Origin of the sequence: Actinoplanes sp. NPDC049118 (genome assembly GCF_040648555.1) — a bacterium.
Lineage (GTDB): Bacteria > Actinomycetota > Actinomycetes > Mycobacteriales > Micromonosporaceae > Actinoplanes.
The window spans coordinates 57,783-83,255 of record NZ_JBEZDY010000022.1 but is presented as its reverse complement, the minus strand read 5'-3'; the positions used below and the strand labels follow the sequence as shown (position 1 = coordinate 83,255).

The window sequence follows — 25,473 nt, the reverse complement described above, 5'->3', positions numbered from 1 at the left end:
GGGTGGCGGCAGCCGAGCAGCTCGGTCAGGCGGGTCCGCACGGGACCTCCTTCTCCCGGCGGCCCTCGGGGTCCAGGTCGCGGATCAGCGCCAGCTCGTCCGCGGTCGGCAGCCGGGTCGCCGGCACCTCGTCCGCGACGGACAGCCGGAAGCCGGTGGCCGCGACGACGTCGCCGACGCGTACGCCCGGGTGCAGCGACCGCAGCCGCATGGAACGGTCCGGCGTGCCGAAGTCGAGCACCGCGAGATCGGTGACCACCGCGCGGATCTCGTGGAACCGGTTGGCCGGCGGCGCGAGCGTGCCGGCCCGGTCGTAGCCGACGCCGCACACCATGTCGACACGCTCGACGAAGACCCGGCGCGAGTGCCGCGGCACCCAGTAGCTGGTGGGGTGGTTGACCGTGTTGCCCGGTGCGCCGCGCACGCCGAGCAGCTGCCTGGACGGCCGGGCCCAGTCGCCGACGCAGGAGATGTTCTGGTTGCCGTACCGGTCGAGCTGGCTGGCGCCCATCATCACGTGCCGCGCGCCCGCGGCGACCACGCCGAAGACCGCGCGGTACGGCAGCCACCCCTCGGCGACGTCACCGGAGACGAGGGTGGCCTCGCCGTCGGTGAGCAGCAGGTCGGGGGAGAAGGTGAGTTGCGCCAGCCGGGCGCCGAGGCGGGGGATGAGCCCGGTGGGGCCGGCCAGGACCGCGCCGTCGCCGCGCCACACCTCGGCGCAGGCCACCACACAAACCTCGGCCCGGGTCACCGCGGTCATGCCGTCACCTCCGCTGGCGCTCCGGCGACGACATGACCCTCGAACTGAGCTGATGATTCGCTCGCAAGCTCGCTCATGCCGTCACCCGCCGGGACTGCACGGTCGCCTGGTAGTGGGCCTCGTCGCCGTCGAGGTAGGTGGCCCGGAACCGTTCCCAGCCGTCCGCGTCGGCGGCCGCGGTCGCGTACTCCCGCTGGAACGCCTCGTCGCGGTCGTAGTCGGGCACGCAGCTGGTGAAGTGCGCGCCGTTGGGCGTCTCCGCCACGCCGTCGATCATCGTGCGGTTCACCAGCAGGCCCTGCGGCGGGCCGCCCGCGGCCAGCTCGGCGGTGTCGACGAGCCGCTCGCAGGACATGAAGCTGCGCCGCGCGGCCAGGCAGAACAGGTCGTCGAAGTACGGGTCCGGGCCGAGGTAGCGGCCGTTGCCCCGGCGGTCGGCCCGGTTCAGGTGGATCAGGGCGGCGTCCAGCCGCAGGGCCGGCATCGCGACCAGCTCCTCACCGTCGGGGTACGGCGAGCGGACCGTGCGCAGGTGCGGGTTGACGCGCATCACGTCGGAGCCGAGCCCGGCCCGGATCGGCAGGAACGGCAGCCGGTTGGCCGCGGCGAGCAGGCCCCAGTAGACCATCCCCTCGTCCAGCTCGGTCAGCCGCACGGCGCCGCGCTGGCGGGCCAGCCGGAAGTGCGGTTCGAGGGCGATGCTGTCCAGCGACACGAAGCCGGTGACCACCCGCCGCACGCAGCCGGCGGCGATCAGCAGCCCGACGTCGGGCCCGCCGAAGGAGACCACCGTCAGGTCGGTCAGGCCGGCCCGCGCGACGGCCCGGACCAGCGCCATTGGCTTGCGGCGCGAGCCCCAGCCGCCGATGCCGACCGTCATGCCGGAGCGCAGCTCGCCGACCACGTCGGCGACCGTCATCACCTCTACCACGACGCCCCACCGCCCTCGACGAAGCGCTGCCGGGCGCGGTCGCCGGCGCCGTTGAGGTTCAGCTCGAACGTGAAGCCCTGCTCGAACCGGTAGGAGCGCTTCACGTCGACCGGGTCGATGCCGTTGAGCGACTCCTTGGCCCGCCGGATCACCAGCGGGTCCTTCGCCGCGATCTCCCGACCCACCGCCCGCGCGGCGTCGCGCAGCAGGTGGGCGGGCACCACCTCGAGGACCGTGCCGAAGCGGTAAAGGTCCTGCGCGGAGACGGTGCGGCAGGTGTAGACCATCGTCCGCATCAGCTGGTGCGGCACGAGGCGGGCCAGGTGGGTGGCCGCACCGAGCGCGCCGCGGTCCACCTCCGGCAGCCCGACCGTGGCGTCGTCGGCGGCGACGATCAGGTCCGCGTTGCCGATCAGGCCGACGCCGCCGCCGAGACAGAAGCCGTGCACCGCGGCGATCACCGGCACCGGGCAGTCGTAGACGGCCGCGAACGCCGCCGCGCAGCCGCGGTTGGCGGCCAGCAGCGCGTCGTGCCCCGCCGTGGCCTGCATCTCCTTGATGTCCACCCCGGCGCAGAAGCCGCGGCCCAGCGCGGCCAGGACGACCACCCGGGTGTCCGGATCGGCGCCGGCCGCGTTCAGCGCGTCGGCCAGCGCCAGCCAGCCGGCCGCCGGAACCGCGTTGACCGGCGGGAAATCGATGACCACCTCGGCTATGGCTCCGCGATGCAGCTGCACGCCCACCGATCGACCATAACCTAGCGCTTGCTTGGTTAGCTACCATCGGCGGATGGATCCATTGGACTTCACCGATCGCGCCGTCGTCGTCACCGGGGGGACCCGGGGGATCGGCGTCGGCATCGCCCGCGCCTTCCTCGCCGCGGGTGCCCGGGTGCTGGTGTGTGCGCGCAACGACCCGGCCGGGCCGCCGCGGGTGGACGGCGCCGCCGCCGAGTTCGTCCGGGCCGACGTGCGCGACCCGGAGCAGGCGGCCCGGCTCGTCGCCGAGGCCGTGCGGCGGTTCGGGCGCCTCGACGTGCTGGTGAACAACGCCGGCGGCGCCCCGCCGACGGCGGCCGGCACCGCCTCGCCCCGGCTGCACGCGAAGATCATCGAGCTCAACCTGATCGCGCCGCTGCACGTGTCCCAGGCGGCCAACGCGGTCATGCAGGAACAGCCGGACGGCGGGGTCCTGCTCATGGTGGGCAGCGTGAGCGGCGTCCGGCCGTCGCCCGGTACCGCCGCGTACGGCGCGGCCAAGGCCGGCCTGCACCACCTGGCCGTCAGCCTCGCCATGGAGTGGGCCCCGAAGGTGCGGGTGAACAGCCTCGTCGTCGGGCCCGTGGCGACCGAGCTGGCGGACACGCACGCGGATCCCGCGGTGGTGGCCCGCACCGTGCCGATGGGTCGGGCCGCGACGCCGGCGGATGTGGCACAGGCGTGCCTGCTGCTCGCGTCGCCGCTGGCCGGCTACGTGACCGGTGCGGCCCTGGCCGTGCACGGTGGCGGCGAATGGCCGGGGTACCTGGCGGACGTCCGGGCCGAGGCGTACTCTCCGCAGAAGTAGAACACGTTCCATTATCGAGCCGCCGGAGGTTCACATGGTTCTCTCGATCAAGGCGCACCGGGACGCGACGGGCCTGACCACCGGCGAGCTGCTCATCGACGGCGCATGGCGCCCGGCCGCGGACGGTCGGACGTGGACGCACCGGCATCCGGCGACCGGCGAGGAGGTCGGCGAGTTCGCGACGGCGGACGCCGCCGATGTGGACGCGGCCGTGCGCGCCGCGCGCCGCGCCTTCGACGAGGGGCCGTGGCCGCGCGCCCGGGCCACGGAACGCATCCGGGTGCTGCGCCGGCTCTGCGACCTGATCCGTGCGCACGGCGACGAGCTGCTGGCCCTGCAGGCGCTCGACAACGGCGTGCCGATCAGCTTCGGCGCCACGTACGCGTTCTCGGTCGACTGCGTGTGCGACGTCTTCGACCACCACGCCGGCTGGGTCGACAAGCTCGGCGGCGAGACGCTGCCCGCGTACCAGGGCGGCGATCACCTGGTGATGACCCTGCGCGAGCCGGTCGGCGTGGTGGCCGCGGTCATCCCGTGGAACGGCCCGCTGCTGCTGGCCGCGCAGAAGCTCGCGCCGGCGCTGGCCGCCGGCTGCACCGTCGTGCTCAAACCCTCGGAGTACGCGACCTTCTCCGTGCTGCGGCTGGCCCGTCTCGTCGAGGAGGCCGGGCTGCCGCCGGGCGTGCTCAACGTCGTGACCGGGCCCGGCGAGCCGACCGGCGACGCGCTGATCAATCACCCGCTGGTCGACAAGATCACCTTCACCGGCAGTCGGGCGGTGGGCCGGCGGGTGCTGACCGCCGCGGCGAGCGGGATGAAGCGGGTCGGCCTGGAGCTGGGCGGCAAGAGCCCGTCGATCGTCTTCGCCGATGCCGAGGTCTACGCGGCCGCCGCCACCACGATGGGCACGGTGACGCTGGGCCTGTCCGGCCAGGCGTGCGTGGCGCAGTCCCGGGCGCTGGTGCACCGGGACGTCTACGACGAGTTCCTCGCCGTCGCCGAGGGCATGGCGGCCCTGGTCAACTACGGCGACCCCTTCCACCCGGAGACCACCGCCTCGCCGCTGATCAACGAGCGCCAGCTGGATCGGGTGCTCGGCTACATCGAGCGCGGTAGCGCCGAGGGCGCCCGGCTGGTCTGCGGCGGCGCCCGGGTCGACGGCGAGCTCTCCGCCGGGAACTTCGTCGCACCGACGGTCTTCGCCGACGTCTCCAACGACGCGACAATCGCCCGGGAGGAGATCTTCGGCCCGGTGCTCGCGGTGGTGCCGTTCACCGACGAGGACGAGGCGATCCGGATGGCCAACGACACCTCGTACGGCCTGTCCGCGACGGTGTGGACCACGGACGTCAAGCGGGCGGTGCGGGCGGCGCGCGCGGTGCGGGCCGGCACCGTCGGCATCAACGGCTATCAGCTGGAGCCGCACGTGGCCTTCGGCGGGTACGGCCAGTCCGGCATCGGCCGCGAGGGCGGGCGCAGCTCGATCGAGGCCTACACCGAGCTGAAGACCGTCCTGTTGCCCACCACCGACGAGCTCATGTGAGCAGCTTGCGGTGGTCCCAGCTGACCACCCGGGCGGGCTCGACCAGATAGGCCGCCCGCTTCGGCGCCGCCCGCGCCACGTAGTCGTCGAGCGCCTCCGCGGGCATGCCGGGCATCCGGGCGGCGATCAGGTGCCCGACCGCGGCCACCCCGGCCGGGTCGTCGACCCGCCGGGCCACCCCGGCCACCTGTACGCCGCGCAGCTCGAAGTAGTCCTCGCCGTCCTCGACCAGGCAGGTCACCCGCGGGTCGCGGGCCAGGTTGCGCGCCTTCTGCGCGGCGCGGTAGGTCCAGAAGGCGATCCGGCCGCCGGACAGCCCGTAGAACATCGTGACCAGGTGCGGCGTGCCGTCCGGGTTGATGGTCGCGAGGTGCACCTTGCGCGCCTGCGCGAGCAGCGCCGCGACCTCGTCGGCGCTCATCGCGACGGCCGCCCGCTGTTTCACCGGGCCGTCCGCTCGCGGTCCTCGCCGAACGTGGTGTCGGCCAGCGGCAGCGTCTCCTCGCACACGAAGCCGGGGCGCGGCGGGTCGTCGGTGAACACGGGGCCGAGCGTAGCGTCCAGTTCGGACACCGACCATTCGCCGCCGGCGGCGTGGAACGCCGCGCGGACCGTCGGCGGGCCGAGCAGCGCCACCACGTCGCCGTGCACCACGAACACCTCGCCGGTGACGCGCGCGCCGGCCGGGCCGGCCAGGTAGGTCACCAGCGGCGCCACCCGGGCCGGCGACAGCGGGTCCGGTCCGTCCGGCGCGGGGCCCATGAGCTCCCCGGTCATCGCCGTGCGGGCGCGCGGGCAGATGGCGTTGGCGCGGACGCCGTAGCGGGCGCAGCCACGTGCGGTCGCGAGGGTCAGCGCGACGATGCCGCCCTTGGCGGCGGCGTAGTTGGGTTGCCCGGCCGAGCCGAGCAGGAACGCCTCCGAGGAGGTGTTGACGATCCGGGCGTACACCGGGCCGCCGGTGGCCTTGCCGCGTTCGCGCCAGTACGCGGTGGCGAACCGCGTGGTGACGAAGTGCCCGCGCAGGTGCACCCGGACGACCGCGTCCCACTCCTGTTCCGACATCGAGAAGATCATCCGGTCGCGCAGCACGCCGGCGTTGTTGACCAGGATGTCCAGCCCGCCGAACGCCGTGACCGCCCGGTCGAGCAGGGCCTGCCCGGTCGAGAACTCGGCGACGTCGCCGGGGCAGACGACCGCCTCGCCGCCGGCCGCCCGGATCCGGTCGGCGACGGCGTCCAGCGCGTCGCCGGGCAGGTCGTTGAGGACCAGCCGGGCGCCGGCCGCGGCCAGGGCCAGCGCCTCGGCCGCGCCGAGACCGTTGCCCGCGCCGGTGACGGCCGCGACCCGGCCGCAGAGCAGTAGCTCGCCGCCCATCTCAGTAGCCCGGGCCGCTGAGCAGGCCGCCGTCGGCGAGGAACTCGGCGCCCGTGGTGTACGAGGACTCGTCCGAGGCGAGGAACGCGACCAGGCGGGAGATCTCCACCGGCTCGGCGAACCGGGCGATCGGCAGCGACTTGAGGAACCCGGCCGGATCCACGTCGACAAACGACTGCGCCGCGGTGACCGCCATCGACGTCATCACCCCGCCGGGGTGCACCGAGTTGACCCGGATGCCGAACCGCCCCAGCTCCTGCGCCGCCGACTTGGTGATGCCGCGGACGCCGAACTTGCTGGCGCTGTACGCCGACAGCCCGGCCGCGCCGACGAAGCCCTCGATCGACGAGACGTTGACGATCGAGCCGCCGCCGGCCGCGGTCATCGGTTTCACCGCCTGCCGGATGCCGAGCCAGCAGCCCACCAGGTTGACGTCGAGCACCTGGCGGAAGTCGGCCGGCGCCATGTCGGCGATCGGCGCGTGCCGCAGGATGCCGGCGTTGTTGACCAGCACGTCGAGCCGGCCGAAGGCCTCCAGCGCGGTGTCGACGGCGACGGCCCAGTCTGCCTCGCTGGTCACGTCGTGGTGCACGAAGCGGCTCCGCTGCTCGCCGATGCCGTCGGCGACCGCGCGCCCCCGGTCGTCGAGCACATCGCCGATGACCACCCGCGCGCCCTCGGCGACGAAGTGCCGGGCGTGTGACTTGCCCATGCCGCGGGCACCGCCGGTGATGAGCGCTACCTTGCCGTCCAGCCGCCCCATCGTGCCTCCCGACTCGTCACAACCAAACGCTTGCTTGGTAGCGTAGCCAGGGCGGCCCGCCCTGTCATCCTGTCGGCGCGCTGATCCCGTCGAAGAGCAGCCGCAGGAAACCCTCGACGATCTGTTCCGTGCTCCAGGCGGGGCCCCGGCTCTGCCGCCACGAGGTGGGTATCCACAGGACGTCGCGCAGCAACCGGTAGATCAGCCGCGCGTCGACGTCGGCCCGGAACTGCCCGGTCTGCTTGCCCCGCTCCAGCTGGTCCACCCAGATCTGCTCGATCTCCTTCATCGCCTTGCGCAGGTACGCGAAGCGCGGCTGGGCGCTGAAGTAGGTCCAGTCGTTCTGCAGCATGGTGAGGGCGGCCCGATGCCGGCTGAGCGTGGCGGTGCTCGAGCGCACGATCTGCTCGATCGCGGCGCGCGGGTCCTCGGTGTCGTGCACCGCCTGCCGGTAGCCGGCGAGCACGTCGTCCAGGAACCCGCTGAGGATCTCGTCGCCGATCGACTCCTTGGAGTCGAAGTGGTGGTAGAGGCTGCCGGAGAGGATGCCGGCCGCGTCCGCGATCTCGCGTACGGTCGTGGCCCGGAAACCCTTCTCGGCGAAGAGCTCCCCGGCCAGCTCGACCAGGTGCGTGCGGCGCTCCGACGGCAGCGCGGCGGCGCCGGACCGGGCCGGCTTCTTAGTGGTGGTCACCTGGTCGATTATTGCTGGCCGGTGGCCCACTTGCCCAATCGCTTGCTCGGTTTCCCCGCCCGGTCTAACCTAGAACAGGTTCTAATTGTGAGGGGGTGGCGAGGTGCGGGCGGCAGTTCTCCAGGCGATCGGCGACGAGAAGTTCGAGATCCGCGACGACGTGAGCGTCATCGGGCCGGGCCCGGGTGAGGTCCGGATCCGGGTCCGGGCGGCCGGCGTCTGCCACTCCGACCTGTCCGCCTGCCACGGCGGGCTGCCGCAGCCGGTGCCGGCGGTGCTCGGCCACGAGGCGGCCGGCGATGTGCTCGAGGTCGGCGAGGGGGTCGACGACCTCGCCGTCGGCGACCGGGTCACCGTGAACTGGCTGCCGACCTGTGGATCCTGCGCCTACTGCCGGCGCGGCGAGCCGTACCTGTGCATGGCACACGTGATGACCGGCTACGTCATGCCGCGCTTCATGGTCGGCGACACCCCGACGTTCGGAATGGCCGGCTGCGGCGCCTTCGCCGAGGAGATCGTCGTGGCCCGGCCCGGCGCCGTGAAGATCGACTCCGATGTCCCCTACGAGGTCGCCGCGCTCATCGGGTGCGGCGTGATGACCGGCGTCGGCGCGGTGGTCAACACCGCCGCGGTGCGGCCGGGTGAGAGCGTCGTGGTGATCGGCTGCGGCGGCGTCGGCATCGCCGCGATACAGGGTGCGCGGCTGGCCGGCGCGGCCGTCATCGTCGCGGTCGACACCGTGGCGGCAAAGCACGACGTGGCCCGCCGGTTCGGCGCGACGCACGCGGTCACCCCCGAGGGGCTCAGCGACCTGTCCACCGAGGTCACCGGCGGCGAGGGATTCGACTACGCGTTCGACGTCGTCGCGGTGCCACAGACGCTGCGCACCGCCTGGAGCGCCGCCCGCCGCGGCGGCACGGTGGTGGTGGTCGGCGCCGGGCGCGACGAGCACAAGGTGGAGTTCAGCCCGTTCGAGCTGCTCTTCGAGGGCAAACGGATCATCCCCTCGCTGTACGGCTCGGCGAACGCGGAGCGCGACTTCGGCCGGCTGATCGCGCTCTGGCGTGCCGGCCGGCTCGACCTGGCCGGCATGATCAGCCACCGGCTCCGGCTCGACCAGATCGACGACGCGCTGGCCGCGCTCGGCCGCGGCGACGTCATCCGCCAGGTGATCATCCACGACACGGCCGAATGAGCGGGCCGACCGTGTGCCTGCGCCTGGGCATTCAGCTCGGCTACAGCGGCGACGGCTTCGCGCACGCCGTCGAGGAGCTCGTCGAGTACGAGGCGGCCGGCGCCGAGCTGGTCGTGGTGCCGGAGGCGTACAGCTTCGATGCGGTCAGCCAGCTCGGTTACATCGCGGCCCGCACCGATCGCCTGCGGATCGCCTCCGGCGTGATGCAGCTCTACACCCGCACCCCGACGCTGACCGCGATGACCGCGGCCGGCCTCGACTACGTCTCCGGCGGCCGCTTCTCGCTCGGCCTCGGCGCCTCCGGCCCGCAGGTGATCGAGGGATTCCACGGTGTCGCCTACGACGCGCCGCTCGCCCGCACCCGTGAGGTCGTGGAGATCTGCCGGCGGGTCTGGCGCCGCGAGACCCTGGAGTTCGAGGGCGAGCACTACCGCATTCCGCTGCCGGCGGGCCGGGGAACCGGTCTCGGCAAACCCCTGAAGATCATCAATCGGCCCGTGCGCACGCGGATCCCGATCCTGATCGCCGCGATGGGACCGCGCAACGTCGCGCTCGCCGCCGAGATCGCCGAGGGCTGGCAGGCGCTCTTCCTCGACCCGGGCGCGGCGGCCCGGGTGTGGGCCGAGCCGCTCGCCGAGGGCCTGTCCCGGCGCAAGCCGGAACTGGGTCCGCTGGACGTGATGGTGCCCGTCCCGTTCGCGATCGCCGCCCCGACCCCGGCGCTGCTGGACCGGCACCGCGCGCAGCTCGCCCTCTACCTCGGCGGCATGGGTGCCCGCGGCCGCAACTTCTCCAACGATCTGCTCCGGCGCTACGGCTACCGGAGGCAGGCCGAACTCATCCAGGAGCTCTACCTGAGCGGTCGCCGGGCCGAGGCCGCCGCCGCGGTCCCCGACGACCTGGTGCGCGCGACGTCGCTGGTGGGCCGGCCCGACGAGGTACGGCGCCGACTGGCCGAGTTCGCCGCCGCCGGAGTCACCACGTTGCTGGTGTCCCCGCTGGCCGCCACCCGCGCCGGCCGGGTCGAAGACGTCGGCAGGCTGCGGGAGCTCATCGACGGTTCCTGAACCCGGAACGCGTTACTTGATCTCCCAATCGAGTCCGCCCTCCGCGTCGGGATGGGGGCGGTAGCGGCCCGCGAAAGGCCGGCCGGTCTCCAGTGAGGTGGCGGTCAGCTCCAGCAACTCGGCGATGGACCCGGGCCACGTCGCGAAGCTGGTGCCGTCCTCCGGATAGAACTCGCCGACCCGCCCGTGCCCGCCCGGCCGCTGGTCGGCGACGAGGGTCCCGCCGTCGCCGGCGGCCGCGAACGGCACGAAGGCCCGGTCCCACCAGGGATCCGTCCAGGTGCTGCCCGCACCGGCCAGCACGCCGCAGGTCACCTGCCAGTCTTCGAGGATGCCGTCGAGCGTCTCGGGCGCGAAGAACGGCGGCAGCGTGAATCGGCCCCCGGCGGACACGCCGTCGTGCCGGCGTAGCGAGGCGACCAGGTCCGCCGGGAAGGCCACGGACATCCGGCGTTGGAGCTCGTCGATCCGCGCCGCGGGCGCCGGCGCCCGCAGCGCGCGACGGCCTGCCGGAGCGTGGGCGGCGAGCCACTTCTCGATCCGGCGCCAGGCCGCGTTCACCCGCTCGGTGGCCGCCGCGTCCGGGTGGGTGACGGCGACGGGGCCGGCGTGCTGCGGGCAGACGTCGGCTGCCGTCCGCCGCCGCAGCGGTAGCGACGGGCCGGGCACCGGTGCGCCGTTCCTCGACAGTCCCGGTGCCGGCCCGCCGGTGACACTGACCCGGGACTCCACCTCGGCGGGGCTGCGGTCCCACCACGCCAGGCCGCAGACCACCACGACCATGACGACGAACACCGCGAACACCGCCAGCAGCGCCAGCACGAACCTCTTGCCGCTGACCGGCGGCCGGCGGGGAGCGGCGGCGGGATCGGGCGGCGGCGGGCCGGCCGTCACGCGGAGCATCGGGTCGAGCCAGTCGGCGGCCTCGGCGAAGTCGGTCGGCGGGCCGGCCGGGATGCGGCCGGCCGGCCTGACCGGCAGCGCCGCCTCGTCGACCTCGCCGATCGTCACGACGGCGGCGGCGATGCCATGCCCGGCGAGGGCGCCGAGCGCGAGGGTGGTGTGGTTCACCGCGTCCGGGCCGGGCCCCGTCACGACCACGGCCGGCGCTCCCACCGCCGCGGCGAGGTCGGCCGGCGTCCAGCCGTCCCGGCCCACCGGCACGAGCAGGCCGGCGCCGGCGGCGACCAGCACCAGGTCATGCGTCCGGCTCAGCGCCCTGACCAGGTCGCGTGCCTGTTCCAGGGTCAGCCGGTCGGCCACCGGTAGTTCGAGCAGCCCGGCCAGGTGCGGCCGGAGCGGATCGTCGCCGGCTACGGCATCCCCGACGACGACGGCCGCCACCGGCACCGCGGCGGTCGCCGCGAGCGCGGTCGCCGCGATCCGCCAGTCGACGTCGGCAGAGGTCGCCGCGATCACCCACGGCCCCCGGTCCGGCCAGCGTTGATCCACGCCGACACTCTAACGAGCGGTGCTTCGGACCCCGTCCCGCTCATCGGCGGTTACTGAGCGGATCGCGCTTGCCTGGGGTACGCGGGCGGGTCGCGCAGCCAGGCGTAGACCAGGTCGACGGCCTCCTCGATGCTGTCGGTGGCGCGCCTGACCGTGTGGTCCCAGTCGGGGTCCAGCAGGAACAGCACGAATTCGTCCCGATACCAGCCCAGGTCGAGGTGGAGTCAGATGTCGAGGTCCTCGATGGTCGGCTGATCCACTATGTCGGCGACCAGGTCGTAGAGCTCGGCGGGCAGCAGGTCGCGCAGCTCCTCGAGGGTCTCGGCGACGTGCAGGCTGGAGTCGGCGGGCGTCCGCGTCCAGGTCTGGTTGGCGCTCCAGTCGCCCACCCAGGCGCGCCATCCGGTGTTCCACTTCTCCGCGTTCGGGCCGACGTTGGTGTGTGCCTCGGAGCGTTCGAGGTGGACCACGAACTTCTTGCTGCGCGACCGGTAGACGTGGTAGCTCTCCGTCCGCTCGTTGGTGGAGCACTCCCACTGCGCGAGGAGCACGCCGGAGAACCGCTGCTTGCGGCCCAGGCCGGGACCGACGCGCACGATGATCTCGTCGTACCCCTGCTTGCGGCCCTCCTCGACCTCGACGAAGCGGCGCAGCGCCGTCGTGATGGCCGCCGACAGCGTGCCTCCGGCCAGCTCCTGCGCCCGCTGGTACAGCGGCAGGTCGTCCTCGGCTACGTAGATCGTCTTGTTCGGCATCGCTCCTCCTTCGCGTCCTTGCCCTGAGGGTACGCATACTTGTACGTACACACAATCGGGTGTTTGCCGTATCAGGCCGGCCGGCATGGTCTCTGCTTGGGTGGGAGGTGTCAGAGATGGCAGGTGGCTACGGAGTGCTGCGCGCAGACCTGGATCGCTGGGTACGGGAGGACGACCAGTCGACGCCGCACCTGCAGATCCGGGCGCTGGACCGAACCGGCCAGCCCTGGCGCATCGCGGTGAACGTGCAGTCCGACACCGGCTCGGAGGTCGTCTACTGGCTGGTCGACCCGCTGCTCGGCCACCCGGTGCTGGCCGGGCTGGCGGCCCTGCCCACCGGCTTCAGCACGGCGCACCGTTCACCGGCGAGCGCGCTGGACTACGTGCGTGCCCCGCTCTTCGACTGGCGGGCGGGTACCGCCCTGCCGGCCAGCGGCAGCGCCTCCGCCGACGACCTGCAGGACCTGCTGGCCCTGCACCTGCAGCAGTGCCGGAACGCGGGCGGCGAGCTGTTCGCGTTCGGCAGCCGGTTCGACCGCAACCTGCACAAGCCGATCGACGCGCAGTTCGGCAACACCGACGGCCTGCACGGCATCCACAACATCCACCTCAACCAGGGCAACACCGGCCGGCACGCCGACGACAACGGCACCCTGCAGGACGGCGGCCTGATCCTCGCCCACCCGGACCGCCACGTCGGCCTCTTCCTCGCCTTCCAGACCCAGCGGGTACCGACCGACGACGACGGGGGACCGGCGGCGCAGTCGCGGCTCATCGGGGAGCTGATCGCCGGCCGCACGCCGCCGGCCGGGCCGCCCGCGGCCGACGGGCCGGTCTACCTGGAGCGGGCGCTGCTCAACCCCTCCGGCGACGACGCGGGCAAGGAGGTCGTGGTGGTCGGCAACCTCGCCAACGCCTCGGTCCGGCTCGACGGCTGGCAACTGGTGGACAGGAACCGCCGGGTGACCACGATCGGCGGTCTCACCGTGTCGCCCGGCGGTTCGGCGCTGATCGCGCTCGACGGCACCGGGGTCCAGCTGAGCAACGCCGGCGGCAACCTCGTGCTCCTCGACCACGCCGGCCGGCAGATCGACGCCGTCGTCTTCACCGCGGCGGACACCGCCGCCGCCGACCGGTTCATCCGCTTCGCCCGCTGACCCGCCCGGGACGCCGGCCTGTCAGCCATGGCCGCAGGCCGGTGTGATCAGAATTTCTTGACATAGCAGAATTCATGAATAATGCTGCATAAGTTCGATTCCCCCCGTTATGCCCGGTGCGCACAGCTCATCCCCGCTGGCACCGCCAAGGAGCCCCCCAACATGTCCTATGCCCTCGACGACGCCACCCTCAGCGACCTCTGCGCCGCGGCGCTCAGCGAACACGCGTCGGATAACCGTTTCGTCGCCCTGGCCCTCGCCGCGCACGACCCGCTGGCCGACATCGCGCGGACCGTCGAGCGGATCGTGTTCGAGGAGTCGTTCGGGCTGGACGAGGCCGCGATGGTCGCCGAGTACACCGCGTACGAGGAGCAGAGCTACTTCTTCCTGGTCCTCGACCGGGAGACCGGGCTGCCGGCGGGCGCCGCACGGGCGATCGAGGGTGGCGGCAAGACCCTGGACGATGCGCCCGACCTGATCGGTGTGTCGTTGTCCGCGATCGTCGAAGCGCACGGCATGCATGACGGCGGCAAGATCTGGGACTACGCCACGCTCGCGGTGCTTCCCCGCTACCGCTCCGATCGCAACGGCCTGACGGTCAGCAGCATGCTCTACCGTTCGTTCATCAACGCCGGTCACCGCTGGGACGTCCGGCACGTCGTCTGCATGCTCGACTCGGCCGCCTTCCGTAACCTGGACATGCTGGGCGTCCGGTTCGTCGCGATGGCCGGCTCCGAGCCCTTCGACTACCTCGGCTCGCCCGCGAACCGCGCCCTGTACATCCCGTTCGAGGAGATCGCCCGCTCGATGGGCGATATGGCCGAGCTGCTCAGCCAGCCCGAGGTCCCGGACGCCAACGGCCGCCGCAGGCCCGGGGCCCGCCGCATCACCCAGCGCCTGGCAGCCCAGGTGTCGTCCGGCGACGACCTCGACCCGCACATCGACATGCCGGGCTTCGAGCGGCGCGCCCACCCGCGCTCCTGACCGGCCGGCCCGGCTACGAGGCGAGCAGGCAGGCGACCGTACGGTGATTGCCGGTGCCCTCGTCGGCGACGCCGTGGGTGATGCCGGTGAAGCCGGGCCAGCGCTGGGCCAGGGCCTGTTCGTGCCGGAGGAAACGCACGATCGTCGCGCCGATCCGCTCGCCGGGGACCAGCAGCGGAATCCCCGGCGGGTACGGGGTGAGGAGCACCGCGGTCGTACGGCCGGCCAGCTCCTCCACCGGCACGTGTTCGACGTGCCCGGCGGCCATGGCGGTCCACGCGTCGGCCGGGAGCGTCACCTGCTCGACGGGCTCGGTGTAGATCGTCGTGGTCAGTTCGGCGAGGTCGGCGTCGCGGTAGGTGGTGTGCAGGGCATCGCAGAGGTCCCGTAGTCCGAGCCGGGCGTAACCGGGGTACGCGGCGGCGAAGGCCGGCATGAGCCGCTCGATCGCGGCGTTGCCGTCGTAGGCGCTCTTGAAGCGGTGCAGTTCGGCGACCAGGGAGTTCCAGCGGCCCTTGGTGATACCGATGGTGAAGAGGACGAGCAGCGAGTACAGGCCGGACTTCTCCACCACGACCCCGTGTTCGGCGAGATAGCGCGCCAGCACCACACCCGGGATGCTCGGTGAGCCGGGTTCGCTGAACTCGCCGTGCACGGTGAGGCCCGGCATCGTGAGGGTGACCTTGATCGGGTCGAGCATGGTGAAACCGTCGTCGACCTGGTCGAAGCCGTGCCAGGGTGCGTCGGCGGTCAGCTCCCATTCGGAGCGTTCGGGCAGTCCGGTCCGGGGTGGGGTGTCCGGTCCCCAGACGCCGAACCACCAGTCGTCGCGTTCCTCGCCGACGCGGATGATGGTGCGGCGGAACTCCATCGCCTCGGTGATGCTCTCCTCGACCAGGGCGCGGCCGCGTTTGCCGGCCATCATCTCAGCGGACACGTCGCAGCTGGCGATGATGGCGTACTGCGGGCTGGTCGAGGTGTGCATGCGGTACGCCTGTGCCAGGACCCGGCTGTCGTAGTGGCCGCCGGCGGTGTCCTGGACGAGGATCTGGGACGCCTGGGAGAGCCCGGCGAGGAGCTTGTGGGTGGACTGGGTGGAGTAGACCACGGTCCGGTTGGTGCGGTCGCGGTCGTTGGCGACGCCGTGCATCCCTTCGTACAGCTTGTGGAAGCCGGCGTGCGGCAGCCAGGCCTCGTCGAAGTGGAGTGCGTCGACGACGCCGTCGAGGCTTTCCTTCAGTTCGTCGGCGCGGTAGATGATGCCGTCGTAGGTGGATTGGGTCAGGGCCAGCAGGCGGATCCGTTTGCTCTTGTCGGTGACCAGAGGGCTGGCGTCGATCTTGGCCTGGAGTGCGGCGGCGGTGAATTCGCTGCGCGGGATGGGCCCGATGGTGCCGGCCTTGTTGCGGGTCGGCATCAGATAGATCGGTACGGCCCCGGTGAGCATGATGGCGTGCAGGACCGACTTGTGGCAGTTGCGGTCCACCGCGACGATGTCGCCCGGCCCGACCAGCGAGTTCCACACGATCTTGTTGGAGGTGGAGGTGCCGTTGGTGACGAAGTAGAGGTGGTCGGCGCGGAACGTCCTGGCGGCGAGGCGTTCGCTGTCGGCGATGGGGCCGGTGTGATCGAGCAACTGCCCCAGTTCCTCGACGGCGTTGCACACGTCGGCACGCAGCAGGTTCTCGCCGAAGAACCCGTGGAAGAGGATGCCGATGGGGCTCTTCAGGAACGCGGTGCCGCCGGAGTGGCCGGGGCAGTGCCAGGAGTAGGCGCCGTCGTCGGCGTAACGCATCAGCGCCGCGAAGAACGGCGGTGCCAACTGGCCGACATAGTGGCTGACCTCCCGCTGGATCTTGCGGGCCAGAAAGTCCGGGGTGTCCTCGTAGGCGTTGATGACGCCGTCGATCTGGGCGAGCACCGACTGCGGAATTCGACGCGCCGTCAACTGCTCGCCGAACAGCAGGATCGGGACCCGGTCATTGTGTGCGCGGACGGCCTGCACGAACTCGGCTGCCGCGCGGACGGCGGCCACGTCGGAGGGTTCCTCGGGCCTGTCGGTTGACCGGCGGACGGTGAGCTGCAGCGTGTAGAGAACGGCCGAGCTAGACCGGGCGACGTGTGCCAGCGTTCCCAACCGCTCGGTGCCCCGCCCGTCGTCGCCGATCCGCCCGAGCTCCAGACCGGCCCGGACCAGGGCGGCTTCGAGAAGTTCCAGTGGCCTTTGCGCCCCGGCGGGGCCTTCCGCGGGCGTGACGATCGTGACCGGGAACGACAAGGTGAACGCCCTCTCGGCGGTAGCTGGCGCAGCGGGGCAGGTGCATCGCCGTGAACCTAGCCAGGACGAGAGCGATCCGGGCGCGAACCCCGCGCGGTTCCCCGAGCCGGGTGACATCCACCGACCGGTTCATCCGCTTCGCTGCCGCGTCTACGACCCCGGGGGCGGGTCCGCCGGGGGCTGCGGCGGGTGCGGGTACTGAGGGTGTTGCTGGTAGGGAGGCTGCTGCGGGTACGGGGGCATCGGTGGCCGGAAGGCCCGCTGCCGCCGCCGCAGGATGGAGCTGCGCACCAGCAGGAAGATCAGCCACGCCGCCCCGCCGACGATCGCGAGGCAGAAGACGCCCCTGATGGCCACAGTGGTGAGCGAGTAGCTGAGCTGGTATGCCTCGTCCTCGGACAAGCGCCGCCCCCTTGGAAGATCATCGATGGCCGGGTGAGACTACCGGGGCGGCGGGGGAGGTGTGTGCCCGGCTCGGACGCAGCACCAGGGGTAGGCCGTCGGCCGGGGCCGGTAGCGAGGTGAAGCGCCACGGTGCCTCGTAGGAGGGCGGCAGCGTCCAGTCGAATCGGCGCAGCATCGCGTCGAGCGTCGTCTTGATCTTCAGCATGCCGAACCGCATCGATGGGTCGGTGTGGGTATCGAACAAGACAGCGGTCCGACGGCCCGTTCGGCCAAGCCGGCAAGGAATGCTCCTGCTCCCCACAGATCCTCCAGTGCGGGTCGCAGCGAGCCGTCATCCCATCGTTCACCGGCCGCGATGACCGCGACCACAGGCTCCGAGGCCTTGTGGAGCTGGGTTGCCGTCCAACCCGCCGCGGCGGCGATGTTCCGCAGCGAACCCCCGATCACGCGCGAGCCGCCGGCGGCGAGGTCTTACGAGATGGCGTCTTGGCCGCGGCGGAATCCCCGGTGGTCAGTGTCCTGCGCCCACCCGCACGCCGAACCGAACCACGAACGTCCCCTCTTCCACCTCTTCCGAATGATCGAACACCGTCTTGGTCAAGGCCTCCGGCCACCGGGTGGCGCCCCGCGCCGCGCCGGCTGTCGACCAGAGAACGCCGTCCAGATCGGAGAGCTCGAGCTCGGGATTCACTTCGCGTAGGTCTGCGCCGCAGAAGTCGGACAACGCCGTCAGGATCTGCCGCACGGCAATGGTCAACCGGTCGACCCACTCCAGGCACTCCCGTCGCAGCCCCTCGTCGATACCGGCACCGAGCCGCAGCCGGTCCGAAGTCTCGTCGAGGCCGGCAACCACGTCCCGGACCAGCGACTCGAAATGTCGCAGCCCGGTCCGGTCCGGGCCCAATCTCGGATCCACTGAAGCCGGTCGTGAGGAGGCGGCGATGGCGGCGATCCAATCGGCGAATTCCGCGTCGTCGGCGTCGACGGGAACGCGCGACTCGACGCGGTCACGGTCGGCGAACAGGTGGGCCGACCGGTCGTCGGCGTCGATCCGGGTGCGCAGCTTCGCCAGTAGCCGGCTACGGGTCGGTCCGATGCTGCCGATCGGCATGCCCAAGCGGCGGCTGATCTCCGCGTACGAAATCGGCGGCTCGGTGACCAGCAGCGCCAGCAGCTCCCGCTGGCGCGGTGACAACACGGCCAGCGCGTCCCGTAGCGCCTGGTTCCGATCCGCCGCCTCCGTCAGCACCCTGTCCGTGCCGACCGCCGCCGACCGGTCCGGTACCCGGCCCTGCTGCGGGTCGGACGGCCCGGTGCTCCCGCCGGAGCGCTGCACCCTCATGCACTCCCGCCTGGTCGTGGTGGTGATCCACGCGGCCAGTGCCGCCGGCTCGCGGATCTTGGCAAGGTTCTCGACCAGCCGCAGCCAGACCGTCTGGCTGACATCCCGCGCGTCCGACGGCGCCAACCGGTACTGCCGGATCACCGCGGTCACGAGGTGCGCATGCCGCCGCACGAGCTGGTTCCAGGCTTCTTCGTCGCCGTCGATACTTGCCTGGACCAACGCGGGTATGTCGGATGTATCCGCCACAGGCACGCTGTCCGCGAGTGCGGCGGCGGCCGCGGCGAGGCGGCGATGTTGCCGGTCGAACGCGGCGGGCAGCGTCTGGAGGTCCACGTCGTTCCGGTGCCGGCGGATGTCCGCGTCCGCCAGCAGCTCCCGGATGCGATCGAGCCGGTCCATCGCGTCCTCGAGGTAGCGGTGCCGTTGTCCGCGGCGCAGTTCGAGGCGGTGATGGCCGGATCCGCCACGGATCCTGTCGATGCTCATGGCGACCGGCGGCGCTGGTTCGCGTTGGTCGGCCGGTGGCGCGCCGGGAGCGGGGTCCGCGGGGCCGAGGATGGCGGCGAGCCCACGGTCGGTGCGGAGGCGAGCCGAGATGTCGGAGACGAGGCCGGCGTGTCCGCGCTCGGTGTCGAGGATGGCGGTCAGACCCTGTGCCACGGGAAGCCTCGCCGCGAGGTCGGCGACGAGGTCGGCGTGATCGTCCTGGTGCGGTTCGTCCGCGGCCCCCGGGGCGGCCGGCGTACCGGCGTACCCGAGGATAGCGGCGAGGCCGGTCCGGAGGGGGAGCGCCGAGGCGAGGTCGTTGACCAGCCGCGCGTGCTCCGGGCCGAACGGCAGGGCTGCGGGGTCCACCGGCGGTGTGCTGTTCACTGCTCCTCCGCCCGGGGTCGCGCCTCCCGCAGGACGTTCCGCCCGGCCCGCAACAGGGACCGCACGGTGGCCGGCTCCTTGTGGATGAGGTCGGCTATCTCGGTCGGCTGGTAGTCGTCGTAGGTCCAGGCCATCACCTCCCGCTGGGCGTCGGTCAGCATCGCCAACGCGGCGAGGAAGGCGTGCTGGTTCACGATCTCGTCGGCCGCGTCGCGGCTGAGCAGGTGCTCGTACGACGTCTCGGCGTCGAGCGGTTCGGTGTGCAGATCCTCCCGGTGCCGCCACCAGGAGCGCTGCGCGACGCTGCGAACCCACGCCCGGGGCGTGGCGATGCTGTCCCATTGCCGGTACGCCTCGATCATGGCGTCCTGTGCCGCGTCGGCCGCCGCGTGCGGGTGGGCACCCCGCACGATCAGGAAGCCGACCAGCCGCGGCATGTCCTGCTGGTAGAACAGGCTGAACTCGAGATCTCGGGCCCTCCGGTCCTCCAGCGACCCGGCCGGTGCGGCCTCCGGTTGCTGGACACCCGATGGGCTGCCGACCGGATCGGAGGTGCCACTCTCCGTGGCTGGGTTGTCCATCTACGCTCCCGGGTCAGCGGCCGAGTATCCGATGCAGCGCCGGGACGGCTGGGCCGGCCCCGACCAGCGCCGCCAGAATCGCCGCCGGCCAGCCCGCGGTCTGCGCGAGGGTGAAGCCACCCACGATCACCCCGAACAGCGCTGCGCATAAGAAGATAACCGCCCACCGGATCGGCAGGGGCTCTGGAGACGACGACGCGGTCATGATCGACGTCCTTTCTGGATCGAGGAATCCGGATCTGAGCGGTGCCCGGCGACGGGCGACTGTCAAGAGGTAGTGCGGCCGGCCCGTTCGAGCGTGCACGACGATCGGGCACCTTGGCCGACGTAACCGGGGCCGAACCGCCGGTGCCTACGGTCGCCGCAGATCACAGAACCCGTCGACGCGGCGCCGCATGCCGTGGTCGCACTCCCGCGAGCGGAGGTCGAGACCGACATGACCGAGGCGTACGAGCAGACCAGCACCGCCCGGCGACCCGGGGCACGTCCCGACCGGGTCCCGGTGTCCGCCGCGCAGGGACGGCTCTGGCTGCTGAGCCAGCTCGAGGAGGAACGCAGCGCGTACAACGTGCTGCTTCCGCTGCGGTTCGTCGGCGACCTCGACGTTCCCGCGCTGCGCTCGGCGCTCTCCGGGCTCGTCGAGCGGCACGAGATCCTGCGCACCCGGTACGCGGCCGAGGACGGCGAACCGGTACAGGTGATCGAGGCGCCGGCCCCGGTCGAGCTCGCGGAGACCGATCTGTCCACCACGGACGACGACGCTCGGGAGGACGCTCTCGACGCCGCGTTCGCCGACGCCGAGACGCGACCGTTCGATCTCGGCACCGGCCCGGTCCTGCGCGCCGCGCTGCTCCGGCTGGCCGCGGACCGGCACGTCCTGCTGCTGAGCGTGCACCACATCGCCATCGACGCCGGCTCGACGCCGGTGCTCTACCGCGACCTCGCCGCGGGCTACCGCGCACACCTCGCCGGCACCGCGGCCGACCTGCCCCCGCTGCCGCTGCAGTACGCCGATCACGCCGTACGGGAGCGCGCCGAGATGACCGGTGAGCTCACCGGCCGGCGGCTGTCGTACTGGCGTGAGCGGCTGCGTGACCTGCCGGAGCTGGACCTGCCGACCGACCGGCCGGCGGGCCGGGTGCCGTCCGGCGAGGGCGGCTTCGTCCGCTCCGCCGTCGATCCGGGCCTGATCCGCCGGCTCGAGGAGCTGGCCGGTTCCTGCGGCGGCACCCTCTTCGACGCGGTGGTCGCCGGGACCGCCCTGCTCCTGCAGCGCTACAGCGGACAGGACGACGTGCCGCTGGGCACCGTCTGGTCGGCCCGCGACCGGGCCGGGCTGGCCGACCTGATCGGCTTCTTCCCCAACACCGTCGTGCTGCGCGCCGACGTGTCCGGCACACCGTCCTTCCGGGAGCTGCTGCGCCGGACCGCGGCGACCACCCGCGACGCCTTCGCCAACGCCGACCTCCCGTTCGACGTGCTGGTTCAGGAGCTCGCGCCGGCCCGGGAGCCGGGCCGCACGCCGTTCTTCCGGGTGTATGTGAACACCGACGAGGCCGCCGGGGGGCTGCCCGAGTTCACCGGCCTGACCGCGGAGGCGATCGCGCCGGACTTCTCCACCGCCCGCTTCGAGCTCGGCTTCGTCCTGCGCCCGGGCGCGGCGGAGCCGGAGGTGGACAGCGTCTTCAGCACGGCCCTGTTCGAACCCGCCACCGTCGAGCGGATGCTCGCCCACCTGGTGCGGCTCTGGCAGGGGGCCACCGACGCGCCGGACCGGCCGGTGAGCGAGCTGACCATGCTGACCGACGCCGAGGTCACCGACGCCGTGTGGACCTGGAACGACACCGGCGCCGACCTGCCGGCCGACCGGTGCCTGCACCGGCTCTTCGAGGACCAGGCGGACGCCGGACCGGACCGCACCGCCCTGGTGCACGGCGACACCACCCTCAGCTACGGCGAGCTGGACCGGCGGGCCAACCGCCTGGCGCACCGGCTCCGGGACTCCGGCGTCGGTGCCGGGACCCTGGTCGGCGTCTGCCTGCAACGCTCCCTCGCCCAACCGGTCGCCGTGCTGGCGGTGCTCAAGGCCGGCGGTGCGTTCGTACCGCTGGACCCGGACTATCCGGCGGAACGGCTCGAGTTCATGTGCCGCGACGCCGGGTTGTGGGGCGTGCTCACCGAACCGGCCCTCGCCGGGCGGGTCGGTGCGGACGTCCGGACGCTCGACGTCAGCGAACCGGACCGGGACCGGCCGGACGGGCGCCCCGACGGGACCGCCGGCCCCGACGACCTGGCCTACGTCATCTACACCTCCGGGTCCACCGGCACGCCCAAGGGGATCGGCCTGCGGCACGCCGGCGCGGTCAACAACTTCACCGACTTCAACACCCGCTTCGCGCTCGGCGCCGGCGACGCGGCGCTGGCGGTCTCCTCGCCGAGCTTCGACATGTCCGTCTACGACCTGCTCGGCACCGTCGGCTGCGGCGGCACCGTGGTGCTGCCGACCCCGGACGAGCTCCGCGACCCCGGCGCCTGGGCGCGGCTGATCCGCGCACACGCGGTGACCGTCTGGCACTCCGCGCCGGCGCTGCTCGACCTGCTGCTGGAGCACGCCGAGCGACACGGGGTCGAGCTGCCGGGCCTGCGGCTGGCCCTGCTCGGCGGCGACTGGATCCCGGTCGCCCAGCCCGACCGGCTGCGCGCCGTCGCGCCGCGGGTCCGGTTCATCGCGCTGGGCGGCGCCACGGAGGCGTCCATGGACTCGATCATCTTCGAGGTGCTGGACGTCGACGAGGGCTGGGCCAGCATCCCGTACGGGCGGCCGATGGCCAACCAGCGCGCCTACGTCCTCGACCGCTTCGACAACCCGCAGCCGGTCGGCGTGCCGGGGGAGCTGAACCTCGCCGGCGCCGGGCTGGCCCGCGGCTACCTGGGCCGCCCGGAGCTGACCGCGGAGAAGTTCGTCGAGCGCACCCTGCCCGGCGGCCGGCCCGAGCGGCTGTACCGCACCGGCGACCTGGCCCGCTACCGCCGCGACGGGGTGATCGAGCTGCTCGGCCGGCTGGACTTCCAGGTGAAGATCCACGGCATGCGGATCGAGACCGGCGAGATCGAGGCCGTGCTGCGCGGGCACGCGAGCGTCGCCGACGCGGTCGTCGTGGCGCACGGCGAGCCCGGGCACGCCACCCTGGCCGGCTACGTCCGCGCCGCGGGCGAGCCGGTCGACGGCGCGGGCCTGCGCGACTGGCTCGGCGAGCGGCTGCCCCGGCACATGGTCCCGGCGGTCATCGAGACGCTCGACGCGTTCCCCACCACCCCCAACGGCAAGGTGGACCGCAAGGCCCTCGCGGCCCGCGACGTCTCCCGCACCGGCGGCGGCGAGGCGCCCCGCGACGAGCTGGAACGCCGGGTCGCGGCGGCCTGGCGGGAGGTCCTCGGCCTGGACGCGATAGCCATCGACGACAGCTTCTTCCAGCTCGGCGGCGACTCGTTCGCGGCGGTCCGCGCCATGGTCGCCCTCGACAACCCGGTGCCGGTGGTGGAGCTGTTCAAGCACCCGACCGTCCGGGGCCTGGCCGGGCGGCTCCGCGCCGCGCGCGCCGGTGAGACCGAGCTGCTGCACGAGCTGACCCCGGCCGGCCGGGCGGCCGGCACCACCGTCGTCTGCCTGCCTTACGGCGGCGGCAACGCGATCGCGTACCGGCCGCTGGCCGAGGCGCTGCCGGAGCGGTTCCGCCTGCTGGCGCTGAACCAGCCGGGCTACGACCCCGGCGGCGACCCGGCCGACTTCCAGCCGTTCGACCGCGTGGTCGAGGCCGCGGCCGACGAGGTCGTACGCCGGGTCGACGGCCCGGTCGTGGTCTACGGCCACTGCGCCGGCACCTACATGGCGGCGGCCCTGGCCCGGCTGCTCGAGGAGCGCGGCGCCGACGTGCGCGGGCTGTACCTGGCCGCGGCGCTGCCGGCCGACGACCCGGCGGGCGCGCTCGCCGCCGAGCGCGCCACCTCCGACGAGGAGTGGGCCGGCTACCTCACCACCATCGGCGGCTTCGACGGCGCGCTGGACTGGTCCACGGTGGAGCACATGATGACCGTCGGCCGGCACGACCACGTCGGCGCGATGTCCTTCCTGCAGCGCCGCGCCGGCGGGCCGCCGACGTCCGTGCGGGCGCACACGGTCGGGATCTTCGGCGACGCCGACCCGGCGACCGGGCACTTCGCCGAGCGCTACGGCGACTGGAGGCACCTCGTCGGCGACCTCGACCTGGCGGTGGTGCCGGGCGGCGGGCACTACTTCGTCCGGGACCGGGCCGACGTGGTGGCCGAGCGAATCGATCGAGACCATCCCGCCGCGGCGGGTGCGGAGGAGGCATCAGCATGAGCATCACCGATCCGATGGGCGAACTGCTCACCACCGGCGCGCACGAGCTCGCTAGCGCCGATCCGCGGCTGCACCGGGTGCTGGTGCATGAGCAGGAACGCCAGGCCGCGACCCTGTCCCTGGTCGCCTCGTGCAGCCCGGTCGACCCGTCGGTGCTGGTCAGCCAGGCGTCCGCCGCGGTGAACGTGACCGCCGAGGGTTACCCGGGCCGGCGGTACCACGCCGGATGCGAGGTCATCGACGGCATCGAGCAGCTCGCCATCGACCGGGCCAAGGCGGCGTTCGGCGCCCGCTACGCCAACGTCCAGCCGCACTCGGCGACGACCGCCAACTACGCGGTGCTGTCCAGCCTGCTCGAGCCCGGCGACACCATGCTCGGCATGGCGCTGGACTCCGGCGGGCACCTGACGCACGGCAGCCCCGCCGCGTACGCCGGCCGGTACTTCACCGCGGTCGGGTACGGGCTGGACGACGCCGGGCTCATCGACTACGACGAGGTGGCCGCGCTCGCCCGCGAGCACCGGCCGAAGATGATCGTCTGCGGGGCGACCGCGTACCCGCGGCTGATCGACTTCGCCCGGTTCCGGCGCATCGCCGACGAGGTCGGTGCGTACCTGCTGGCGGACGTGTCGCACACCGCCGGACTGGTGATCACCGGCCGGCACCCGAGCCCGATCGACCACGCGCACCTGACCACCACGTGCACGCACAAGCAGCTGTACGGCCCGCGCGGCGGGCTGATCCTCAGCGGCCGGGACGCGGACTCGCCGGCGCCGCGCGGTAAGGGCACGCTCGCCCAGTTCGTGCAGCGCACGATCTTCCCGTACTTCCAGGGCGCACCCGTGCTCAACGCGATCGCGGCCAAGGCCCGGGCGCTGGACATCGCGACCGGGCCGGAGTTCGACGACACCGTCGGCCGCATCGTGACGACCGCCCGGTCCATGGCGGCGACCCTGGCCGAGCTCGGCCACGACGTGGTGTCCGGCGGCACCGACAACCACATCGTCCTGGTCGACCTGACCCGGTGGGGGATGACCGGGCTCGTGGCGGAGCTGGCCCTCGAGGAGTGCCACATCGTGGTCAACAAGAACCGGGTTCCGCGCGACACCACCCCGGCCCTGGTCACGGCGGGGCTGCGGATCGGCACCAACAGCATCGCCCGGCGCGGCATGGGCGAGGACGCCGCGGCCGAGTGCGCCGAGCTCGTCGACCTGGTCCTGGCCTCCGTGCAGCCGCTCGGCGACCGGGAGTACCGGCTGCCGGGCGCGGTGCGCGACCTGGCGCGCGAGCGGGTGGCGCGGCTGTGCCGGCAGCACCCGCTGCCGGGCTACCCCCTCGACCGCGTCGCGGTCACCGCCTGAGA

At 72.7% G+C, this 25,473-nt stretch carries 24 protein-coding genes; 8 read left to right on the top strand and 16 right to left on the bottom strand.

Annotated elements, in window-relative coordinates; genetic code table 11:
- Positions 1–25: 25 nt before the first annotated feature.
- From AB0B58_RS30350 to AB0B58_RS30340, 3 genes are all read right to left on the bottom strand, one after another.
- A complete protein-coding gene (locus tag AB0B58_RS30350; protein ID WP_360230470.1) occupies positions 26–763 on the bottom strand; it encodes a CoA-transferase in 738 nt (245 codons plus the stop codon).
- Between the two features lie 73 nt (positions 764–836).
- On the bottom strand, positions 837–1,682 hold the full coding sequence (locus AB0B58_RS30345) for a CoA-transferase (RefSeq protein ID WP_360230599.1): 846 nt from the start codon (positions 1,680–1,682) through the stop codon (positions 837–839).
- A 5-nt stretch (positions 1,683–1,687) separates the two neighbouring features.
- Complete coding sequence (locus AB0B58_RS30340) at positions 1,688–2,437, bottom strand: enoyl-CoA hydratase family protein (RefSeq protein WP_360230468.1); 750 nt, start codon at positions 2,435–2,437, stop codon at positions 1,688–1,690.
- Between the two features lie 46 nt (positions 2,438–2,483).
- On the opposite strand from AB0B58_RS30340, the gene AB0B58_RS30335 reads away from it, so the two are divergent.
- Together AB0B58_RS30335 and AB0B58_RS30330 are read left to right on the top strand one after the other, a co-directional pair.
- Complete coding sequence (locus AB0B58_RS30335) at positions 2,484–3,260, top strand: SDR family oxidoreductase (RefSeq protein ID WP_360230466.1); 777 nt, start codon at positions 2,484–2,486, stop codon at positions 3,258–3,260.
- 34 nt (positions 3,261–3,294) lie between these two features.
- On the top strand, positions 3,295–4,803 hold the full coding sequence (locus AB0B58_RS30330; RefSeq protein WP_360230464.1) for an aldehyde dehydrogenase family protein: 1,509 nt from the start codon (positions 3,295–3,297) through the stop codon (positions 4,801–4,803).
- Here AB0B58_RS30330 and AB0B58_RS30325 read toward each other — a convergent pair.
- From AB0B58_RS30325 to AB0B58_RS30310, 4 genes are all read right to left on the bottom strand, one after another.
- Positions 4,796–5,248 (bottom strand): TIGR03618 family F420-dependent PPOX class oxidoreductase, encoded by a 453-nt coding sequence (locus AB0B58_RS30325; RefSeq protein WP_360230462.1) that lies wholly within the window; start codon positions 5,246–5,248, stop codon positions 4,796–4,798. The two genes, AB0B58_RS30330 and AB0B58_RS30325, sit on opposite strands and share 8 nt — an antisense overlap.
- Positions 5,245–6,180 carry an SDR family NAD(P)-dependent oxidoreductase gene (locus tag AB0B58_RS30320; protein WP_360230460.1) on the bottom strand — a complete coding sequence of 312 codons (936 nt, stop codon included), beginning with the start codon at positions 6,178–6,180 and terminating at the stop codon, positions 5,245–5,247. The genes AB0B58_RS30325 and AB0B58_RS30320 overlap by 4 nt, the downstream gene beginning before the upstream one ends.
- Before the next feature lies 1 nt (position 6,181).
- Positions 6,182–6,943, bottom strand: coding sequence for a glucose 1-dehydrogenase (locus AB0B58_RS30315; RefSeq protein WP_360230458.1), 762 nt, complete (start codon positions 6,941–6,943; stop codon positions 6,182–6,184).
- Positions 6,944–7,007: 64 nt separating this feature from the next.
- Positions 7,008–7,637 carry a TetR/AcrR family transcriptional regulator gene (locus AB0B58_RS30310; RefSeq protein WP_360230456.1) on the bottom strand — a complete coding sequence of 210 codons (630 nt, stop codon included), beginning with the start codon at positions 7,635–7,637 and terminating at the stop codon, positions 7,008–7,010.
- A 103-nt stretch (positions 7,638–7,740) separates the two neighbouring features.
- Here AB0B58_RS30310 and AB0B58_RS30305 point away from each other — a divergent pair, with 103 nt between their 5' ends.
- Positions 7,741–8,832, top strand: a complete 1,092-nt coding sequence (locus AB0B58_RS30305; protein ID WP_360230454.1) for an alcohol dehydrogenase catalytic domain-containing protein — start codon at positions 7,741–7,743, stop codon at positions 8,830–8,832.
- Between the two features lie 17 nt (positions 8,833–8,849).
- Positions 8,850–9,899 (top strand): LLM class F420-dependent oxidoreductase, encoded by a 1,050-nt coding sequence (locus AB0B58_RS30300; RefSeq protein WP_360230597.1) that lies wholly within the window; start codon positions 8,850–8,852, stop codon positions 9,897–9,899.
- A 12-nt stretch (positions 9,900–9,911) separates the two neighbouring features.
- On the opposite strand, the gene AB0B58_RS30295 is transcribed toward AB0B58_RS30300, so the two are convergent.
- From AB0B58_RS30295 to AB0B58_RS30285, 3 genes are read right to left on the bottom strand one after another with little or no spacing between them, the layout of a single operon-like run.
- Entirely contained in the window at positions 9,912–11,351 is a 1,440-nt protein-coding gene (locus AB0B58_RS30295) for an SMI1/KNR4 family protein (RefSeq protein WP_360230452.1), read from the bottom strand.
- Positions 11,352–11,401: 50 nt separating this feature from the next.
- On the bottom strand, positions 11,402–11,539 hold the full coding sequence (locus AB0B58_RS30290; protein ID WP_360230450.1) for a hypothetical protein: 138 nt from the start codon (positions 11,537–11,539) through the stop codon (positions 11,402–11,404).
- Positions 11,540–11,575: 36 nt separating this feature from the next.
- A complete protein-coding gene (locus AB0B58_RS30285) occupies positions 11,576–12,106 on the bottom strand; it encodes an EXLDI protein (RefSeq protein WP_360230448.1) in 531 nt (176 codons plus the stop codon).
- Positions 12,107–12,222: 116 nt separating this feature from the next.
- Between AB0B58_RS30285 and AB0B58_RS30280 the strand changes: the two genes are divergently transcribed.
- Complete coding sequence (locus AB0B58_RS30280; RefSeq protein ID WP_360230446.1) at positions 12,223–13,263, top strand: DUF2278 family protein; 1,041 nt, start codon at positions 12,223–12,225, stop codon at positions 13,261–13,263.
- 162 nt (positions 13,264–13,425) lie between these two features.
- Positions 13,426–14,247 carry a hypothetical protein gene (locus AB0B58_RS30275; RefSeq protein ID WP_360230444.1) on the top strand — a complete coding sequence of 274 codons (822 nt, stop codon included), beginning with the start codon at positions 13,426–13,428 and terminating at the stop codon, positions 14,245–14,247.
- A 13-nt stretch (positions 14,248–14,260) separates the two neighbouring features.
- Here AB0B58_RS30275 and AB0B58_RS30270 read toward each other — a convergent pair whose 3' ends face one another.
- The 6 genes from AB0B58_RS30270 to AB0B58_RS30245 all read right to left on the bottom strand — a co-directional run bounded on the left by AB0B58_RS30270 (position 14,261) and on the right by AB0B58_RS30245 (position 19,934).
- Positions 14,261–16,525, bottom strand: a complete 2,265-nt coding sequence (locus AB0B58_RS30270) for an arginine/lysine/ornithine decarboxylase (protein ID WP_360230442.1) — start codon at positions 16,523–16,525, stop codon at positions 14,261–14,263.
- A 150-nt stretch (positions 16,526–16,675) separates the two neighbouring features.
- Positions 16,676–16,927, bottom strand: coding sequence for a hypothetical protein (locus tag AB0B58_RS30265; RefSeq protein WP_360230440.1), 252 nt, complete (start codon positions 16,925–16,927; stop codon positions 16,676–16,678).
- A gap of 19 nt (positions 16,928–16,946) precedes the next feature.
- Entirely contained in the window at positions 16,947–17,147 is a 201-nt protein-coding gene (locus AB0B58_RS30260) for a hypothetical protein (RefSeq protein WP_360230438.1), read from the bottom strand.
- Between the two features lie 294 nt (positions 17,148–17,441).
- Complete coding sequence (locus tag AB0B58_RS30255) at positions 17,442–19,148, bottom strand: sigma-70 family RNA polymerase sigma factor (RefSeq protein ID WP_360230436.1); 1,707 nt, start codon at positions 19,146–19,148, stop codon at positions 17,442–17,444.
- Positions 19,145–19,729, bottom strand: a complete 585-nt coding sequence (locus tag AB0B58_RS30250) for a sigma factor (RefSeq protein ID WP_360230434.1) — start codon at positions 19,727–19,729, stop codon at positions 19,145–19,147. The genes AB0B58_RS30255 and AB0B58_RS30250 overlap by 4 nt, the downstream gene beginning before the upstream one ends.
- Positions 19,730–19,742: 13 nt before the next feature.
- Positions 19,743–19,934 (bottom strand): hypothetical protein, encoded by a 192-nt coding sequence (locus AB0B58_RS30245; RefSeq protein ID WP_360230432.1) that lies wholly within the window; start codon positions 19,932–19,934, stop codon positions 19,743–19,745.
- A 231-nt stretch (positions 19,935–20,165) separates the two neighbouring features.
- On the opposite strand from AB0B58_RS30245, the gene AB0B58_RS30240 reads away from it, so the two are divergent.
- Entirely contained in the window at positions 20,166–24,110 is a 3,945-nt protein-coding gene (locus tag AB0B58_RS30240) for an amino acid adenylation domain-containing protein (RefSeq protein ID WP_360230430.1), read from the top strand.
- A complete protein-coding gene (gene glyA, locus AB0B58_RS30235) occupies positions 24,107–25,471 on the top strand; it encodes a serine hydroxymethyltransferase (RefSeq protein WP_360230428.1) in 1,365 nt (454 codons plus the stop codon). Before AB0B58_RS30240 ends, glyA begins: the two co-directional genes overlap by 4 nt.
- Positions 25,472–25,473 lie beyond the last annotated feature (2 nt).

What these genes read in the sequence shown, in the direction of transcription:
- AB0B58_RS30350 (WP_360230470.1), bottom strand. Translation starts at nt 763, where the DNA reads ATGACCGCGGTGACCCGGGCCGAGGTTTGTGTGGTGGCCTGCGCCGAG.
- AB0B58_RS30345 (WP_360230599.1), bottom strand. Translation starts at nt 1,682, where the DNA reads ATGACGGTCGCCGACGTGGTCGGCGAGCTGCGCTCCGGCATGACGGTC.
- AB0B58_RS30335 (WP_360230466.1), top strand. Translation starts at nt 2,484, where the DNA reads ATGGATCCATTGGACTTCACCGATCGCGCCGTCGTCGTCACCGGGGGG.
- AB0B58_RS30330 (WP_360230464.1), top strand. Translation starts at nt 3,295, where the DNA reads ATGGTTCTCTCGATCAAGGCGCACCGGGACGCGACGGGCCTGACCACC.
- AB0B58_RS30320 (WP_360230460.1), bottom strand. Translation starts at nt 6,180, where the DNA reads ATGGGCGGCGAGCTACTGCTCTGCGGCCGGGTCGCGGCCGTCACCGGC.
- AB0B58_RS30315 (WP_360230458.1), bottom strand. Translation starts at nt 6,943, where the DNA reads ATGGGGCGGCTGGACGGCAAGGTAGCGCTCATCACCGGCGGTGCCCGC.
- AB0B58_RS30285 (WP_360230448.1), bottom strand. Translation starts at nt 12,106, where the DNA reads ATGCCGAACAAGACGATCTACGTAGCCGAGGACGACCTGCCGCTGTAC.
- AB0B58_RS30280 (WP_360230446.1), top strand. Translation starts at nt 12,223, where the DNA reads ATGGCAGGTGGCTACGGAGTGCTGCGCGCAGACCTGGATCGCTGGGTA.
- AB0B58_RS30275 (WP_360230444.1), top strand. Translation starts at nt 13,426, where the DNA reads ATGTCCTATGCCCTCGACGACGCCACCCTCAGCGACCTCTGCGCCGCG.
- AB0B58_RS30260 (WP_360230438.1), bottom strand. Translation starts at nt 17,147, where the DNA reads ATGCGGTTCGGCATGCTGAAGATCAAGACGACGCTCGACGCGATGCTG.
- AB0B58_RS30250 (WP_360230434.1), bottom strand. Translation starts at nt 19,729, where the DNA reads ATGGACAACCCAGCCACGGAGAGTGGCACCTCCGATCCGGTCGGCAGC.
- AB0B58_RS30245 (WP_360230432.1), bottom strand. Translation starts at nt 19,934, where the DNA reads ATGACCGCGTCGTCGTCTCCAGAGCCCCTGCCGATCCGGTGGGCGGTT.
- AB0B58_RS30240 (WP_360230430.1), top strand. Translation starts at nt 20,166, where the DNA reads ATGACCGAGGCGTACGAGCAGACCAGCACCGCCCGGCGACCCGGGGCA.
- glyA (WP_360230428.1), top strand. Translation starts at nt 24,107, where the DNA reads ATGAGCATCACCGATCCGATGGGCGAACTGCTCACCACCGGCGCGCAC.